Origin of the sequence: Marinicella sediminis, from assembly GCF_002000055.1 — a bacterium.
Taxonomy (GTDB): Bacteria; Pseudomonadota; Gammaproteobacteria; order Xanthomonadales; family Marinicellaceae; genus Marinicella; species Marinicella sediminis.
Window position 1 is genome coordinate 215,220 of the sequence record NZ_MVBD01000002.1, and the last position, 16,321, is coordinate 231,540.

15 protein-coding genes are annotated in these 16,321 nt (G+C 40.6%); 2 read left to right on the forward strand and 13 right to left on the reverse strand.

Annotated features, from left to right (window positions below; all coding sequences use genetic code 11):
• Positions 1–100: 100 nt before the first annotated feature.
• Entirely contained in the window at positions 101–838 is a 738-nt protein-coding gene (locus B0475_RS03455) for an NYN domain-containing protein (RefSeq protein ID WP_077410039.1), read from the reverse strand.
• Between the two features lie 255 nt (positions 839–1,093).
• Here B0475_RS03455 and B0475_RS03460 point away from each other — a divergent pair, with 255 nt between their 5' ends.
• Together B0475_RS03460 and B0475_RS03465 are read left to right on the forward strand one after the other, a co-directional pair.
• A complete protein-coding gene (locus B0475_RS03460) occupies positions 1,094–1,528 on the forward strand; it encodes a hypothetical protein (protein WP_077410040.1) in 435 nt (144 codons plus the stop codon).
• A gap of 92 nt (positions 1,529–1,620) precedes the next feature.
• The gene (locus B0475_RS03465; protein ID WP_198538098.1) at positions 1,621–2,349 is read left to right on the forward strand and encodes a trypsin-like serine protease; all 729 of its coding nucleotides are present in this window, start codon (positions 1,621–1,623) and stop codon (positions 2,347–2,349) included.
• A 177-nt stretch (positions 2,350–2,526) separates the two neighbouring features.
• On the opposite strand, the gene B0475_RS03470 is transcribed toward B0475_RS03465, so the two are convergent.
• The 12 genes from B0475_RS03470 to B0475_RS03530 form a co-directional block, all read right to left on the reverse strand.
• Positions 2,527–2,811 (reverse strand): hypothetical protein, encoded by a 285-nt coding sequence (locus tag B0475_RS03470; protein WP_077410042.1) that lies wholly within the window; start codon positions 2,809–2,811, stop codon positions 2,527–2,529.
• Between the two features lie 282 nt (positions 2,812–3,093).
• Complete coding sequence (locus tag B0475_RS03475) at positions 3,094–4,332, reverse strand: hypothetical protein (RefSeq protein ID WP_157892677.1); 1,239 nt, start codon at positions 4,330–4,332, stop codon at positions 3,094–3,096.
• Between the two features lie 10 nt (positions 4,333–4,342).
• On the reverse strand, positions 4,343–4,666 hold the full coding sequence (locus B0475_RS03480) for a hypothetical protein (RefSeq protein WP_077410044.1): 324 nt from the start codon (positions 4,664–4,666) through the stop codon (positions 4,343–4,345).
• Positions 4,667–5,257: 591 nt separating this feature from the next.
• Positions 5,258–5,788 carry a hypothetical protein gene (locus tag B0475_RS03485; RefSeq protein WP_198538099.1) on the reverse strand — a complete coding sequence of 177 codons (531 nt, stop codon included), beginning with the start codon at positions 5,786–5,788 and terminating at the stop codon, positions 5,258–5,260.
• Between the two features lie 311 nt (positions 5,789–6,099).
• The gene (locus B0475_RS03490; RefSeq protein WP_077410046.1) at positions 6,100–6,480 is read right to left on the reverse strand and encodes a hypothetical protein; all 381 of its coding nucleotides are present in this window, start codon (positions 6,478–6,480) and stop codon (positions 6,100–6,102) included.
• Between the two features lie 109 nt (positions 6,481–6,589).
• Entirely contained in the window at positions 6,590–7,072 is a 483-nt protein-coding gene (locus B0475_RS03495; RefSeq protein ID WP_157892678.1) for a hypothetical protein, read from the reverse strand.
• Between the two features lie 320 nt (positions 7,073–7,392).
• Complete coding sequence (locus B0475_RS03505) at positions 7,393–8,214, reverse strand: GIY-YIG nuclease family protein (protein WP_198538100.1); 822 nt, start codon at positions 8,212–8,214, stop codon at positions 7,393–7,395.
• A 127-nt stretch (positions 8,215–8,341) separates the two neighbouring features.
• Positions 8,342–8,896 (reverse strand): hypothetical protein, encoded by a 555-nt coding sequence (locus B0475_RS03510; RefSeq protein WP_077410054.1) that lies wholly within the window; start codon positions 8,894–8,896, stop codon positions 8,342–8,344.
• A gap of 21 nt (positions 8,897–8,917) precedes the next feature.
• The gene (locus B0475_RS03515; protein ID WP_077410056.1) at positions 8,918–12,079 is read right to left on the reverse strand and encodes a type I restriction endonuclease subunit R; all 3,162 of its coding nucleotides are present in this window, start codon (positions 12,077–12,079) and stop codon (positions 8,918–8,920) included.
• The gene (locus B0475_RS03520) at positions 12,079–13,209 is read right to left on the reverse strand and encodes an SIR2 family protein (protein ID WP_077410058.1); all 1,131 of its coding nucleotides are present in this window, start codon (positions 13,207–13,209) and stop codon (positions 12,079–12,081) included. Before B0475_RS03520 ends, B0475_RS03515 begins: the two co-directional genes overlap by 1 nt.
• Entirely contained in the window at positions 13,206–14,582 is a 1,377-nt protein-coding gene (locus tag B0475_RS03525) for a restriction endonuclease subunit S (RefSeq protein WP_077410060.1), read from the reverse strand. Before B0475_RS03525 ends, B0475_RS03520 begins: the two co-directional genes overlap by 4 nt.
• Entirely contained in the window at positions 14,572–16,296 is a 1,725-nt protein-coding gene (locus B0475_RS03530; protein WP_077410062.1) for a class I SAM-dependent DNA methyltransferase, read from the reverse strand. Before B0475_RS03530 ends, B0475_RS03525 begins: the two co-directional genes overlap by 11 nt.
• Between the last annotated feature and the right edge of the window lie 25 nt (positions 16,297–16,321).

Sequence of the window (16,321 nt, forward strand, 5' to 3'; positions counted from 1 at the left end):
TTTTTGCATTATTTTGCACGGCTAATTCCAGCTCTATTTCCGGCTTAAACCTTGCCATTTAACTGTTTCCGGTCGAATCAATGGGGTCAGAGCCGATGATTCACTTGGCTGAAACATACATCTGAGAATTGTTCTTACGCATTTCAATTTCGAACAAATCACAAGTCCTCACAATATCACTTAATTTTTTATAGCCATAGTTCACCGGTGAGAAAGAACTGTTGTTTGATATATATTGTCCAACTTGGCTTAAGTGAGCCCATCCATCATCTTCGACGGACTGTTCAACCGCAGTCCTTAATAACTTGATTAGCTTATTATCTTTCCTCAATTGTGCTCTGGATTGTTTGACATTTCCGCTTTGACTGGATTCGGTTTTATTCTCAGCTTCTGATACATCTACTTCAACTAAATTTTCAGTAAAAATAAACTGTGAACAAGCATCGACAAATGGGCTGGGTGTTTTTTTCTCACCAAAACCATAAACCTTCATTCCATTGGCCAAAATTCTCGTTACCAGTGGCGTAAAGTCACTGTCACTGGTCATTAAGGCAAATGCATCAACTTGTTGGCTATAAAGGATATCCATTGCATCAATAATCATCGCTGCATCGGTGGCATTTTTTCCTTTGGTATAGGCAAATTGCTGAATGGGTACAATGGCAAAAGGGTGCAATTTTTCTTCCCACCCTTTCAATTGAGGGTTTTTCCAATCACCATAAGCCTTGCGAATATTAACCACACCATATTTTGCCAACTCACTAATCACCCCATCAACTGATTTTGAACTGACATTATCGCAGTCAATGAGCAGCGCAATTTTATTTTCTCTTGTCATTTTGTTGCCTCAATAATTCATCCATTAATGTATCATTTTTACCATTAAAAAAACCAATTCTATAGTCCATTAAATGAATTACCTCGTTAGCCCTAACCCTTTAATAATTGAATGGTTTGAACGTGAAGTCGATGGCTATAAATATCGGACAATTTCAAAGGACAATATGAATACAACTGGGAGAATCACTGTGGGATAAACACTATTCAGTCACTTCATTCGTTGAAGATTCCATCAATTTTACAGGAGAAAATTATGACATTATTCAACCTTGTTCAGGCCTTCATCAGAACACATCAGCGGGACAACAGCAAAGTTTTAACTTGTCAGGAAGTAAAAAAAGATCCGAATGACATCTATAAAAAAATCGCCGTCACCCATGAGGTTCCGGTTGGCGAGCACATTGCTGCTGGAGACGCCTTGTATTTTGAAAAAGGTAAAACCACCAGAAGTGTAGTCATGGTCATGAAGCCAAATGGACAAGACCCAGTTACCACAGAATTGTTTTATGTTGATCATGCTGACGTTTACTTAGGCCAACGGGACATTCATGGGGTGAATTATCAGTTAACGTTGAAGCTGTTTGAAACTGGTTTAGAGGATTATCTGTTACAAATCAGCTACCACAATTCTAATGACTTTGGTCACCACCACGCCTCACATGACGGCACCATTCACCCTTTACCTTGAGAGCAATCATGATAACTATAATTCTCTTATTTTTAACAAACCATCTTTCTCACGACATTCTTGGCGCAGAACAAGCAGCAGTTACTGCAGCAGTGACTGAGGTAGCCGCAGTGATCCCTGATCATGAAAAACAATGGCTGGGCTCCATTCACTGGCTTAACGATCCCAAGTGCACGGTCAGTCTGATACACCCCAGCTTCGTGTTAACCGCAGACCATTGCAACGCAGCAACCGGATCATCCATCCATTACAAACACCTTGAAGAACCCATGACAGTTGAACAAGTCTGTAAAATATGTCGTGATCAATCATGTGACATCATGATATTAAAACTAAATCAGCCTGTTACGACTGTGGATCCGATCGATATTGCCGCCTGGAGCGATTTTGAGTTCTTACCGAATGGGAAGCTCTACTCAACAGGCAGTCCTGACTACAGCAGAACAATGATGATGATAGAAAACAGTGAACCAAGCTCAGATATGACCTGTGGTGACGGTTACCAGGACGCCAATCAATTGATCAATACAAACCAAGGTTGTATGTGCCCCAAAGACAGTGGTGGAGCCGTCACTGTAACTGAAAACGACAAGGAAGTTCAAGTGGGCTTACTGAGTCATTTGTGCAAACGATCCGACCAATCACCCAATTGCACCTTGCAGGATGTTGGTGACTTCGCACGGAATCCTGGTGTAATTTCCAAGTGCTCTACCACAGGACGTGCCCAATCTTTCACTCAGGAGCACGTAGACAAAATTCGCTCAACCATTGAACGACTCATGTCAGGTGATAAATCCAACTTTCCAGATTACTGTCACTGAATTGAACACAACACACACCTTAACCACATAAGCTCATGTGGTTTTTTTGTGTAAATGAGAAAAGCTGCGACTGCAGGTGACACATTATTGGGATGTACAAAGTCCTTTTTAAACACCTTTACTTATTGGAGAGCTGATGATCAGCCCTCCGGTGAATAATTGACTATTAACAAGGACTTATTTGTTTTTAATATGGAAAGAAGCTGCTTTGATGTATGGCAATAACTCAGGCGGGAAATCATCGGGATTTGCATCTGGTGTGATGCGTCCATCGTTCAGTCCCAACACCAAATCCTTGAACTTTCCGTCTATGTTGTGGGCATCAGTTAAATCGATGTCGAGCACACGACTGTTGTGCCCATCCAAGATTCTTTGAATTGAATCTGCTAACTCTTGTAGTTGCTTGTGCGCGTGTTCCAAAGTGACCCCAGTGGCACTGCTATTGATCATTAATTCTGTCATTTTATTTCTCCTGGAAATTGTAAAAAACTCAGATGCTGTGTGTATCCAGCATTGATACAAAAAACATCAATCAACAGGTCAAACGCCTCTTCAAGCCCACATTCGAACCCATCCATTGATGCCCTTGATAACCCAGTGTTTTGAGGAGCAAAAAACTCGCAGCTTTTTTTCAAATTGGTGAGGGGTTTGTCTCATATGCTCAAAGGGCTGATCAGACATCTCCCATGACATAAAAAAGGCCACCTCATGGCAGCCTTTCTGAGCGTTTATTTATCATCAACATCACAATGCATCGAACGGCTTCGTGATGAACAATGATGCTGAAAAATCATCGTCCTCACTGTTCCAATCAAATTGAATGCCACCAGTCAATGCTTTATTGTCATCACGCACAAGCCAAACCGGCAGTTCAACACCTGTGACATCATTTTTGAAATCTCTGGATATTTTCACTCTCATTGCTGCTTTTTGTTTATTGAACAATCTTCCGTAGTCAAAATATAAAATATTCTTTTCTGTTTTATCAGGAGCTCCAATGCGCTTGGGGCCACAAATCAAATCAGTGCCCCCAGCTTGAAATACAGAACAAATTGTGACCTCTTGTGATTCATTGTAAGATTCTTCAAAAGTCAACCCAACAGTCCAACTTGAGTAGGCAATCGCCCCAAAGGTTTTTCGATAAAACACATCAATGCTGTAACTGGTCTCATCCAGCTCTTTTTTATCTGAAAGCGAATCGGCCACATAAAAAGTATAATTTTCAGGTGACAATGAAGCCTCTATCCCAAATACACCAAAAGAAATTTTACTTTTATCGACCAACACATCGATGAATGCATTGGCCAAGTCAGGATCTTCTTCAATGTTAGCTAATATGCATATTTGATCTACCGGAACTTCTTCTGCTTCAGAAGTGCCTGTTTTTTCTCTGTATTCATTTTCTGCCTGTATCTTTTTATCGGGGTATTGAGCCCAATAAGCGACACAAATGGATCGCTTCTCTTCAAAGTCAATGGAAGACCGCCATGGATTTTTATCTGAAGTATCTCTCTTGATATTCCAAAAAAAACTGTACTTGTTCTTATCCACCAGACCATCTAAATTTCCCAAAACAGCACCTGGATCATCTTTGTCAAACGGACTGGTCGCGGTGATGCCCCAGTTATGATTTTTGTATTTTCTCGCCAATTTTGCTGTCACGTACTTATTGTCGTTTCCGAAACTGACCTCCACTGTTTCCTCTTCTCTGAGCACAGAAGTCGGTTTTTTTGAAGCTTCATCGATTTTCTCAATGTTTTTCTTTTTTTTCTCCGCCAACTGCTGAACTGCTGATTCATTAAATTGAACCCCTGTACTATCTTCAGAATTAGTTAATGTCTCTTTGACTGCTGATTTCTCAGCTGTCAGGTCGAAATCATCACTGGCCGTTGCCTGCTGACCGAACAGGACAATCATAATCATTAGAACAAAGGCAGTTGTAGGGCTGATCGTTTCTGACTCATTTGGTTTATTGATTTTCATGATCACCCCCTTAGTTAAGAATAATTAAATTTCTGGCATTGATATCCACTGCTCTTCCTGGTGATACTTGGGTAGATTTGGGAATTTTGCCAAAAATAAAGTTTTTCTTGCCACTGGCAGTGATCGCCCCTTCAAGATGAATCAGGTAAGTATCGCCAATGGGCCCTTCTATTCTGTACATGATTTTGCCTGGCCCGGGATCCAAGCCTTCCACTTTTCCTTTGTTATTCGTGTTGGTGTCCCAAAATTTAGCCTGTTTCAGATCAGAAACCACGATGGCATGCTCACCTGAGGCTGAAACATTATCATCTACTGTTATGGTGATTGTAGTCACTTTTATTCTCCTCTCATCCAACAGCCATTGAACATGGCCATATGTAAAAAAATGTGTGTTGAGATAAGAAGTGTAGAAAACAGGGATTAACTCCCACTATTGGGAAGTATTTATCACTGGTGTTGACCTTTCCCCCAATTTTAGCGCCATGATAGGGATGAGATTTCCAAATAAACTAATCAAGCAATGGGGTCAGAGACGTTGATTTTTATACACATCAGCTTTCCAGTCTTTCAACAGTGAGGTATGTCAGAATTCATTCTTGATCGTTTTGGCCCAATTGCTGGCAACACTTATGTGAGGTTATTAGTTTGATTGGGATGCCAAGCGCATTATGTCGAAAACTTGACCATGCATATTCTGAGGGATGTCAGGAAGATTTAATCTGGGTAAACGTGCCATGGCCCCATCATATAGTCAATAAATCAATAGAAATAGCTGTCTTTTCGCATGATCGTATTAGAAGACATCAACAGACACTCGGGATCAAAGTAAAATCAACGACTCTGACCCCATTGATTGCCATTAATTTAAAGCAATATCAACGACTCAGACCCCTTTGATTGTAACAGCTAACCAAAAATTCTGGCTTCATTGATTCGATTGATTCATGAAGTAACGTCTGATGGCCTCATCTAACACATACAATTGCTGTTGTTGGTATTTAGAATGTCTTTGTATGTGTTGGTGCTGTTCATCTAGCTTTTCAATCAATGCTTTACAGTTCTTTTCTGATTCAGGATTGAATCGAATTAAAAGCTCATGCACCAACTTATTCCGGTGCCTTATCAGAAAATCATAATCCCTTTTATGAATGGCGAGGGCCTCTGTTTCAGTCGTGAATGAAAAAGACACCCAAGCCTCCTTTCTGTCATCAGGGTATTGATGTATCTGCTCAAGGTCAGAGTTGTAAGTTCTTAAGTAATCCTTTATCACCTGTCCCAATGTCATCTTTTCATATCTTTTCTTTTTCGCTTCCAGTGTGCTTTGTAGTTCATTGATTGGGCATTGAAAATTAACCCTGCTCAGAAACAGTTTAAGCATGCCTTCAATCTTGGAAAGATTAACCAGATTTCGGCCAATTTTTCGTAGTGCTTCATTCTTCCAATCAGACATAATCACTTCATAATCACAACTGGCCTTTGAACCAAATCACCCATCTATTCACCCAGTTCTACCCGGCTCCTGAAGTCCCATCTGAAGGGAGCCAAGTCCATGTTTTCAACATCACTCATGTGTCAGACTGCTCATCTTGCTGCTCCCTCCTCTCCCTGGCTTTTTGTCGCTCCAACTCCTTCAATCTTTTCTGAAGTTTATTGAGCTTTTTATTTCTGGCACTCTTTTTGGTGAAAATTTCGATCACCACATAAACCAAAGGCAAGCCAAAAACCAACCATATCAACCAAATTAATATAAACCACTCCTTTTGCTTATCATTGTCCTAAACTCGACACGGTCCATCTTAAATCAGAATTGAAAGTAAATTTGATTCCCTTAGAATCTTTCCTGCCCAATTCTTCTAAACCACATGGAGAAGTATAGAATTCATCTGGAATGCCACCATCTTGATTGTTTTGATAACCCCAAATGATTTCACATGTACCGATCAGCCTGGAATCCATATTAAGGCTGTGCGCGAAAACACCTTTGGAAAGATAGCCCACAGGTGGGTTGTGGTTAAACCCATTGACTTCTGAGACATAAATATCTCTTTCACTCATGTTGATGAACTGAAATTCATCGATGCTTGATTGACAGCCCACACAAAAGGCTGTGATTAAAACTAAAGTAACTATTTTCCACTCGTTTCCCATCAACTACTCCAATTTGAATCAAATAACGAGTGCTCATGTTGTGGCATGAAATCATAAGGGACTTTGGCGTTATTATTTTGGTGATTCATTTCCTGGAATAAAATCACCATCACAAATCCCTGGTTTTTTCTCTGATCTTTTGATGCATGGCATGCTCTTGTCCGTGTCTCACTTCCTCTTGTTGTTTGATCCTATGCTGTTCAATCGAATCATTAGACCTCTTCATCAATAAATACAGCCCATACGTGATTACCAAATAGATCAATAAAATGAATGTAGACTTACCCAACCGAGATAAGTCCATTGGAAATAGCTCAAAAACAAATGGCCAATAAACCTGAACGGAATCATTGGGTACCGGAGCCATCACCAACACAAATGGTAAGGCCATTAAGAACTTTACTTTGAGCGATATTTCATTCTTTTTATGATACGCATAAATAAATGTAGCGATGATCAAAGGTGGAACCAAAATAGCCAGATAAGCAAAGAAAAACAGTCCGGAAAAATCTGAGGCATATGCAACTTGCGGAAGAAAGCTGAAAATCAAAACAACAACCAAACTAATCAACCGTATGTTCATTCCATTCATATCTTATCTTTTTGGTTCAACACTGTGCGATTTCATTGCCGACCGAATTTCCATCTGCAATTGCACCATCTTATGACCAACAGTCACTTGGTGTATCGTATTCCAAAAGAATTCAAGACTATTGGCACTTTGATTGAAGTCTTCAGCATATTTCATCAAACTCTTGATTGCTTGAGAAACTTTTTTGTTGGCAATTTGATCATGGATCAGTTGGTATGACTCCTGATCAATTTCATTCAAAGAATGCAGGGATTCAAGACAGCTCAACAATCTGTTCTTTGATCGTCTGTTGAGTGTTATGAAATGAATGAGCTCTCTGATCAAAACAAATCATCCACCACTTTTGCCTGCATGAGTTTATTAAAACTGGTGTATCTGGGACTTTGCATAGTTCCTTGTTTGGCATTGCCATAATGAATGGGACCTACTTTGATGGCTTTGCCTTTGAAATTAAGCTTATATTTGTCGCCTTCTCCGTATGGCTCAATGGAATCCACTTCAGCATAATGGGTCACAGCTGATATAGGCGAGGTTTGATACGCGGCGATGTATTTAATCTTATCCAGCTTTCCGCCACCAATCCGAATGGCATACCAACAATCTTCCCCCAAAAACACTTCATTAAAACCATCTTCCTGAGCTGGGACCACTATGGTATTGAGTGGATCTGTGATGCCTTTGGGCTGAGCTTCGTCAAGCACAATTTTTTCAGGCTTTTCAAATACTTTTAGCTCGATTAATGGCAGGATAGATAAGATTTCCCGCAGAAATTGGTTTATATCAGCTTTCTCAAATTCGGACAAATTGGGTTCTTTCGGATTGTTACCGTTTTCCACCACCGATCTTTGGGCTTCATTGGCAATCTGCACCAATTTATATTCCAACCAGGTGATGTGTGCCCGATTCAGTTCATTGTTACTGGAAACAAACACAATGGCCCGGTCCCAAAAGTCTTTCTCAAGCACATGCTTATCAAACCGATCTTTGAAATTATCCGACTGACCAATATAAACCTTTGGCTTATCCTCTCCTTCTTCATAACCCACCAGGATATAAACGCCGGCATTCTTAAATTCCGGACGAGAACGGTGCAGTTTCCAATCCCGGCGTGCAAACTCCACACCCACTCCAGTCCAATTCATCTTCTCGATGATTTTCAAAGAACTGGGACTGCCTGTGGGCATGAAAAGTCGGATTGTGTAGGGGTTGGTTTGCATATCTGCCTAGAAACTGTGGAAATTTAGTATATTTTACAACTGGGCTTGATAATTAATCTGCTAAATCACTCGCTGGTAAAAAATATGAATGACACTTTTTCATACCTGGTTTAACTTTAAAACTTGGGACAATATAAGTGAAAATATTCATATGATCAGCTAAATGCTGAAGCATATCTTCCATGGGGTGTTCTTTTCCTATACACAAATCCGAATAAAATTCTTTTTTTGTATCTTTGATAACTAGAATCAAAAAAACAAATCTGTATTGAAGTCTATACATATACCCTTGACCAATGGCATCTTTCAGACCTGAATAATCCGTAAACTTCAATTCGATAGCAATTCCATTTTCATCCAGAGTCATATCTGGCCTGTGGTTCTTGCCAAAACAATATACGCTACTTACTTTTGTTTCCTTGTTAATCTGAGACATCACTGTGCAGTTAAACCTGTTCTTTCTGGCATCTAAAACTGCAGATAATCCATTCTCAAAATCTCTTTCGTTCTTGCCAGTGGTATTAAAATTATATTCTTTGATCATTTGATCCAACGTGATAGCGTCATCCCAATACCTTCCTGCTCTTCTTGATGCTTCAAAAGCCATTACATTCTCCTCTATTAATTACTAACTACTCCAACTCTGACTCAATGCCTCAGCTTGCTTTAAACACAACTCGATCGCTTCCTCTGCTTTATCAGGTGGATACTTCCATTTTCTCAGCGCGCGTCTCACCAGATTTCTTAATCTGGCTCTGACACTGTCCCTTACTTGCCAGTCTACGGTTGTACTTTTCCTTAGTTTTTTGGTGATGAAAATAGCCAGTTCTCTGAGGTTGTTATCCCCCAACTCCCTGACCGCAGACTCATTTTGTATCAGTGCCCGATAAAATGCGATTTCATCTGAATTGAGGCCAGAGTTCTTGGCCATCTCAGCATCCTTGACCATGTCCATGGCCATTTGAATGAGTTCTTCGATCACTTGCGCTGTTTCAATGGCCCTGTTGTGATATTTTCTTAAGGTTTCCATGATGCGGTCTGAGTATTTTTTTTCTGAGACCACGTCTGACTTCATTTTGTGTTTGACTTCATCACGCAGCAGTTTCTCTAACAGATTCACAGCCAAGTTTTTTTCTTCCATGTTGGCTACATCTTCTAAAAATTCTATCGACAACAGTCCTATATTGGGCTTATCTAAACCGACAAGTTTAAAAATATCATCCACGCCATCTGAATAAACGGCGTTATCAATGATTTGCTTCAGGGCTGAATTTTTTTCTTCCTCAGACAATCGTTTATCAACTGAGGTGTATTTAGTAAGTGATTTTTTAACCTCTTCAAAAAATGCGATTTCTTTGTGCAGAGTTTTGACCTCATCCATCGTGCCACACAAAGTATGGGCTGATCGGATCTTGGCCATGATGTCTAGAAAACGCTTTTTACCGTCTAATTCACCATCATTATTAACTGAAGACAAAATGTGACCCAAAACTTTAGGCAATAACTTCAAAGCTTTGGTTTCATACTCTCTGTAATCACACCCATGCATCAAGCCATGCAACTTATCCATGTTTTCCAGCAGAATGGCATAAGCCTCGCTTGTGCTGTGGGTGGGTTTGCCTTTGCCATTTGAGTTGGTATAGGTTTTGAGGGCTTCTTTCAGTTCATTGGCGATACCAATGTAATCCACGACCAAGCCACCTGGCTTATCTTTGAACACACGATTTACCCTAGCGATAGCCTGCATCAGATTATGTCCCCTCATGGGCTTGTCAATGTACATGGTGTGACAGTTGGGTGCATCGAAACCTGTCAACCACATATCGCGAACAATCACCAGTTGGAGCGGATCATTGACGTCCTTAAATCGCCGCTCAAACAGTTTCTTGGATTCTTTGTTGTATATGTGCGGTTGCATTTTGGCCTTGTCAGAAGCAGAGCCTGTCATGACAATTTTGATGGCCCCTTTCATGGGATCCTCATCATGCCACTCAGGCTTAAGGGCAATGATCGCATCATAATAGTCGACACAAATTTCCCGGCTCATACAAACGATCATACCTTTACCCTGAATCGAAGCCTGACGTTGTTCAAAGTGATTGACTAAATCGTTAGCCACCTGATCAATTCTGGCCTGACTGCCAACTATTTTTTCTAAAGCAGACCAGTTGGATTTGGTTTTTTCCCTTTGTGCAATGTCTTCTTCATCCTCAATCACCTCTTCCACATCATCATTCAATGCTTCAATGTCATCCACATTGATATCGAGCTTAGCCAATCGTGACTCATAAAATATAGGCACGGTGGATCCATCATCAACGGCATCCTGAATGTCATAAATCGACACATAATCACCAAACACCGCACGGGTGTCTTTATCTACTTGATCTATGGGCGTGCCAGTGAAGCCGATGAATGAGGCTTGAGGTAAGGCGTCACGTAAATGTTTAGAGTAGCCATAGGTATATTGTCCCGTTTCAGGATTCAACCTGGCTTTGTCGCCGTATTGGCTACGATGGGCTTCATCACTGATCACCACAATGTTGTTTCTTTCGCTTAACACAGGATGCGATGTCTCATCCTTCAACAGTGCAAACTTTTGAATGGTGGTAAATACAATCCCACCTGCTTGCCTAGAAGACAAAATTTCTCGAAGATCATCACGATCACCTGCTTGTATCGGTGTTTGTTTGAGCGTTTCCCTCGCCATTTTAAATGTATTGAACAGTTGCCCATCCAAATCATTGCGATCGGTCACCACCACCAAAGTCGGGTTGTTCATTTCTGGTTGAGCCAGTAACTTTCCGGCATAACAAACCATTGAAATCGATTTACCTGAACCTTGGGTGTGCCACACCACACCCGCCTTTCCAGAACCAGGTACCACATCATCACCATATGTGGCCCTTTTTTCCTGTATTTCTGTTTCCTTCTGAGCAGCGATGACCGTGGCTTTAACAGCCTCTCTGACTGCATGAAACTGATGATAGGCTGCTATTTTTTTGATGATGGTATCGCCATCGGATTCAAACAATATAAAATGCTTGATGTAATCCAGGAATAGATCCGGACGAAAAAATCCCTTAACCAAAGTTTCCAATGCGTATTTGAACAGCGGTTTGTCATCCTCATGACTGATGGTTCGCCAAGGCATAAAACGTTCTTTGTTGGCGGTCAATGAACCCACTCTGGCATTCAAACCATCGCTGATGACCAAAGCTTCATTGAATGCGAACAGATCTGACAATTCATCTTTATAGGTTTGTAATTGCTGAAAAGACTGCCAAATGTCTTCTTTCTCTCCGGTTGGGTTTTTTAACTCCAAAACCGCCAATGGCAAGCCATTAACGAACACAATCACATCAGGACGACGGTTGCCTTTTGAACCAGTGATGGTGAATTGATTGACCACCAAAAATTGATTATTACTGACATGCTCAAAGTCAACCAGCTGAATATATTTAGTTTTGGATTTATCGTTTTGCTTGAACTCAACTTTCACCCCATGTAACAACATCTGGTGAAATGCTTTGTTGTTCTTTATCAAAATGGGAGTTTCAGCTTTGCTTAATTGGAGAACAACTTGTTCCAGAGTGGCTAATGGAATCTGAGGGTTTAAAGCCTGTAAGCGATCAAACAACCGATCATTCAAAATAATTTGCCGATAATCAGTCCTTTCAGTGGCTATGCCGTTTGGGGATATGTCAATGCCACTGATGTAATCATATCCAATATCTTCAAACCATGACAGACACATTTGCTCTAATTTATCTTCATTGATTAAACTCATTAAAAGTCTCTCAATCTTTCTGAAGCCATATCTAGAGCCAATGCTAAATATTTTTCTACATAACTGTGATCATCATCTGGATACCACAGTGTTCTGATTTTCAATTCATTCAGCCTTGCTTCTTTTTGATTTTTGGTTTCTCCATCATTAGGCTGAGGAAGTAAACTAAAATGGTCAGGAACATCAAAGTCAGAATCTAAAATCACCTCAGAAAACAGCTCTAATGTCTTATCATGACTCATGCTACAACCCAAAAATAGCAATGAGCTTGTCACATAGATTTGCCTCAAAGCTTTAGATAAAGGCTTTGTAAAGTCCAATGGGTTCCCATATGCTTTATCATATTGTTCAGCAGTAAAAACATATGTCTCGTGATCTTCTGCATCACCATGAAGTTTAAGCAAGCATCTTTCACCTTGAACTAGCTTAGTAGAAAATTTATTCCCTTCTTGAAGACCATGCATATATCCAGTAATGTGACCTTTTCCAATTACTTTCTCTATCATTCCATCGAAATTAGTAGTGACTATGCACCCATCACACAATTCAGGCAGAAAATTTACTGCACCTACTGGACCTTCCATTGGCATTTGGCCATCAGAAAACTTGTTTCTTATATAACTCTTAACTTGGGCATTTTCAGCGTTCCATAGTATTTGCGCCACTTCAAAGTACTCGCATGCTAATAATTGTTCTTCAATTTTAAGCACATCTAATCCATCTATTCTTTCTGATATTTCATGTAAAGCCTTACCCCATAAAGGATAATTTGACGAACATGAAATTCCTGCACCTATGAAAGGAACAATCCTCTTTCTCTTAATGGATGCTACAAGATCTAGAAAAACTGGCTTAAGGTCATTTTGTTTGATAAATTCAATTGCAGACTCGTGGTGCTTTAACAAACAAAACTCCATTTCTTCGTAATAGGTATCCCTATCTATCCAAAATAAGGCCTCACTTCGTTCATAGGAATATGGAGCTCTTTCTGGAATCAGACTTGGTATTTTTATTGGTTCTTCGCCATTTAAATTGTTATGAATATCATTATTTTCTAAGTAGGCACTTTGTAAAGTCTCCTCAACACTTCTGATAACTTTTTCACTAATTAGAATCCACTCTTTACTCATAAGGCTTTTCCAATTTTTATTTCCCCATTTAGAAGATTTGGCAATAAGGCATCACGTAACTCAGCCAGAACTCTAGTTTCTATATCCAATGAAGAGCATTTTTCATACATCGGCCCCACTGTATATCTAAATTCTGCGAGTACATTTTCATCTGGGTAGGTCACTAATAATCTTTTCAAGTCTGCGACTGTAATGTGACCTAAACCTGTTGTTTGTTTATTCTCTGCTGTGGCAATTAGTGTAGGTTTCATATGCCTTAAAAGATAGTAGGTGAAGTATTTCTGATATTCAGATTCAAAGTTCAATTTGAAAATGTGTTGGTTCAACCACGCATCCCCTCCAAACCATTTAAAAACCTCTAAAGAAGTTTTAGGGCTGCCTGACCATGAATACAATACATCATCATTTTTAATTGAATACTTTTCTCGAAATTCTCCAATTGTAAATTTTGTTCCTTCACTCAAACCATTCTTCAGCTCTACAATTTTAACGATAGGTAAACCACTTCTATCACTTGAGAAGTCTTTTGCCTTGAAGGCATATCCATTCACAAATTCAGCTGTTTCGTACAAAGCTTTCTCAGACCAACCCTCAGGCACCTCTCCCAACTCTGAATCAACCAACGCATCAGGAAATAAAGCAGCGGTGGTTTTGAGTTGTACTTGTTGCTCTTGGCTGAGTTGGTCGAGTTCGTCTAAAGACTTACCACTGATGGCAGCCATGGCTGCACGTTCAGGGTCTTGGCCTTCTTTTTGGGCAGCTATTTTGGCCATGGTGGGTTCGAAATCGACAAACCAGCTTTTAAAGATGGCTTGGGCGATGTGTTCGAGGGTTTGGTTGGCTTGGCGGTTGATTTCGATTTTGTTATCAAATTGGTCTAACACATTTGCAATTTCATTCTGAATTTCGATATCAATATCAGGCACTAATACTTTTGCTAAATCTGAGCCACGAACTCCTGCTGCTCCCGCCCCCTGCTCTACAATTGCAGATATAGCCTGCTTACCGTGTCGACTAGAGAAGTAATAATAAAAGAAAAGAGGATTAGCTATTTTTTTATTTAATCGACATCTAATCAGATGAGATTCAAAACATACTTTTTCTTTATCTTCGATAAAAATTGAACATTGACCAGCACCTTCAACAACAAGTGACTGTCTAGCAAATAATAAATCACCTGGTTCGACCAATGAGTTCGCATATTCTTTTGCATTCAGAGGTACACGGTCCATTGGGATATTTTTAATTCGAGGGAATTTAAACAGTTCCCCCATGTTTATCATCTTGTACCCTTCACCACGAATTCTCTTGGGCTTGGTTAAGCCATTACGCAGAGGAATCTCAAACAACTCCTCAAAAAATTTAAACGTCATAACCTAACCCCAACAAGTTCTTTTTAATCTCGGCTTCTAATCGGTCAGATTCTTTAAACTGTGTTTTTAGTTGTGTGGTTAGGTTCGCCATTTTTTCAGCAAATGGTTCGCCGTCCTCTTCTTCGGCAGCTGCACCGACATAACGGCCTGGGGTGAGTACGTGGTCGTGTTTTTGGATTTCAGGGAGTTTGACGGATTTACAGAAGCCAGGGATGTCTTGGTATCTGTTTTCGTCAGGAGATCCCTCGGCTTCGCTCGGGATGACAGGTTCTTTAGTTTGCCAGTTGTGGTAGGTATCAGTGACTTGGTTGAGGTCTTCATCAGTGAAGTCGCGCAAGACACGGTCTTTCATGTAGCCGAGGTTACGGGCATCAATAAATAACACTTCACCTTTGCGATCGCGGAATTTTCTTCCTGCGGCGTTGGTGCGTTCACCCTTGTTTTTGGTCAAAAACCAGATACAGGCTGGGATTTGGGTGTTGGTGAACAGTTGTCCTGGTAAGGCGACCATACATTCGACCAAGTCGTTTTCAATGAGGGCTTTTCTGATGTCTCCCTCACCTTTGGTGTTGGAGCTCATCGAACCGTTGGCTAGCAATAAACCCATGCTGCCATTGGGTGCCAGGTGGTAAAGCATGTGTTGCAACCAAGCGAAGTTGGCATTTCCCGAAGGAGGTCTTCCATATACCCAGCGCGGATCATCATCTTTGACACCTGCATCCCACTCTTTCATGTTGAAAGGAGGGTTGGCCATGACAAAATCTGCACGCAAATCCGGATGTTGGTCATTGGTGTAAGTACTGGCAGGCTCTTTCCCAAAATTAAAGTCAATACCCCGAATCACCATGTTCATGGCGGCCAACTGCCAGGTGGTGTGGTTGTATTCCTGGCCATAAATGGAGACTTCACCAATGCGTCCTTTGTGCGCTTCGATGAAACTGTCAGTTTGCACAAAAAAACCACCCGAACCCATGGCTGGGTCATAGACACGGCCTTTGAAAGGCTCCAGCATTTGGACGATTAAACTAACTATTGATTTAGGCGTGTAGTACTGTCCGCCTTTTTTACCTTCTGCCAGAGCAAACTGGCCCAAAAAGTATTCATACACATGACCGAGAATGTCTTTGGAATCCAAAGACTTATGTTCAAAAGGAATGGTCGCGATCAAGTCGATCAATTCACCCAGCTTGGTTTGATCGATTTGTAAGCGTGTATAAAGTTTGTTGAGAACCCCTTTCAGTTTTGGGTTGACCACTTCGATGGCATCCAAGGCATTGTCGATTAAATGACCGATTGAACTGAATTTCTTCTTTGTACCATCTTCTAGGGTTAATTCAGCACCGCCAATAACCGTTTTGTTGTTATCTTGAAGAAACTTCCAACGGGCTTGTTGTGGGACCCAGAAGACATTGGCTTCGGTGTAGTAATCGCGTTCTTCCAGCTCTGCATTGAGCTCTTCTTCGTACTCATCAGAACCAGCCCCACCGTAATCATCAGGATCAAGGTAATAATCATGATCAGGATCCTGAAATTGTTTTTTTAATTCTTCATGCCTAATATTGAATGAATCAGACACATATTTCAAAAACACCAGGCCCAACACAGTGTGTTTGTATTGCGCCGCATCGAGTGTGGATCGTAATTTATCAGCTGCATTCCACAGCTTTTTTTCTAAGTCAGTTAAGAATTGTTGGTCTTCCAATGTTTCAGTCACACTTGCTCCCGGACTATTCTATATT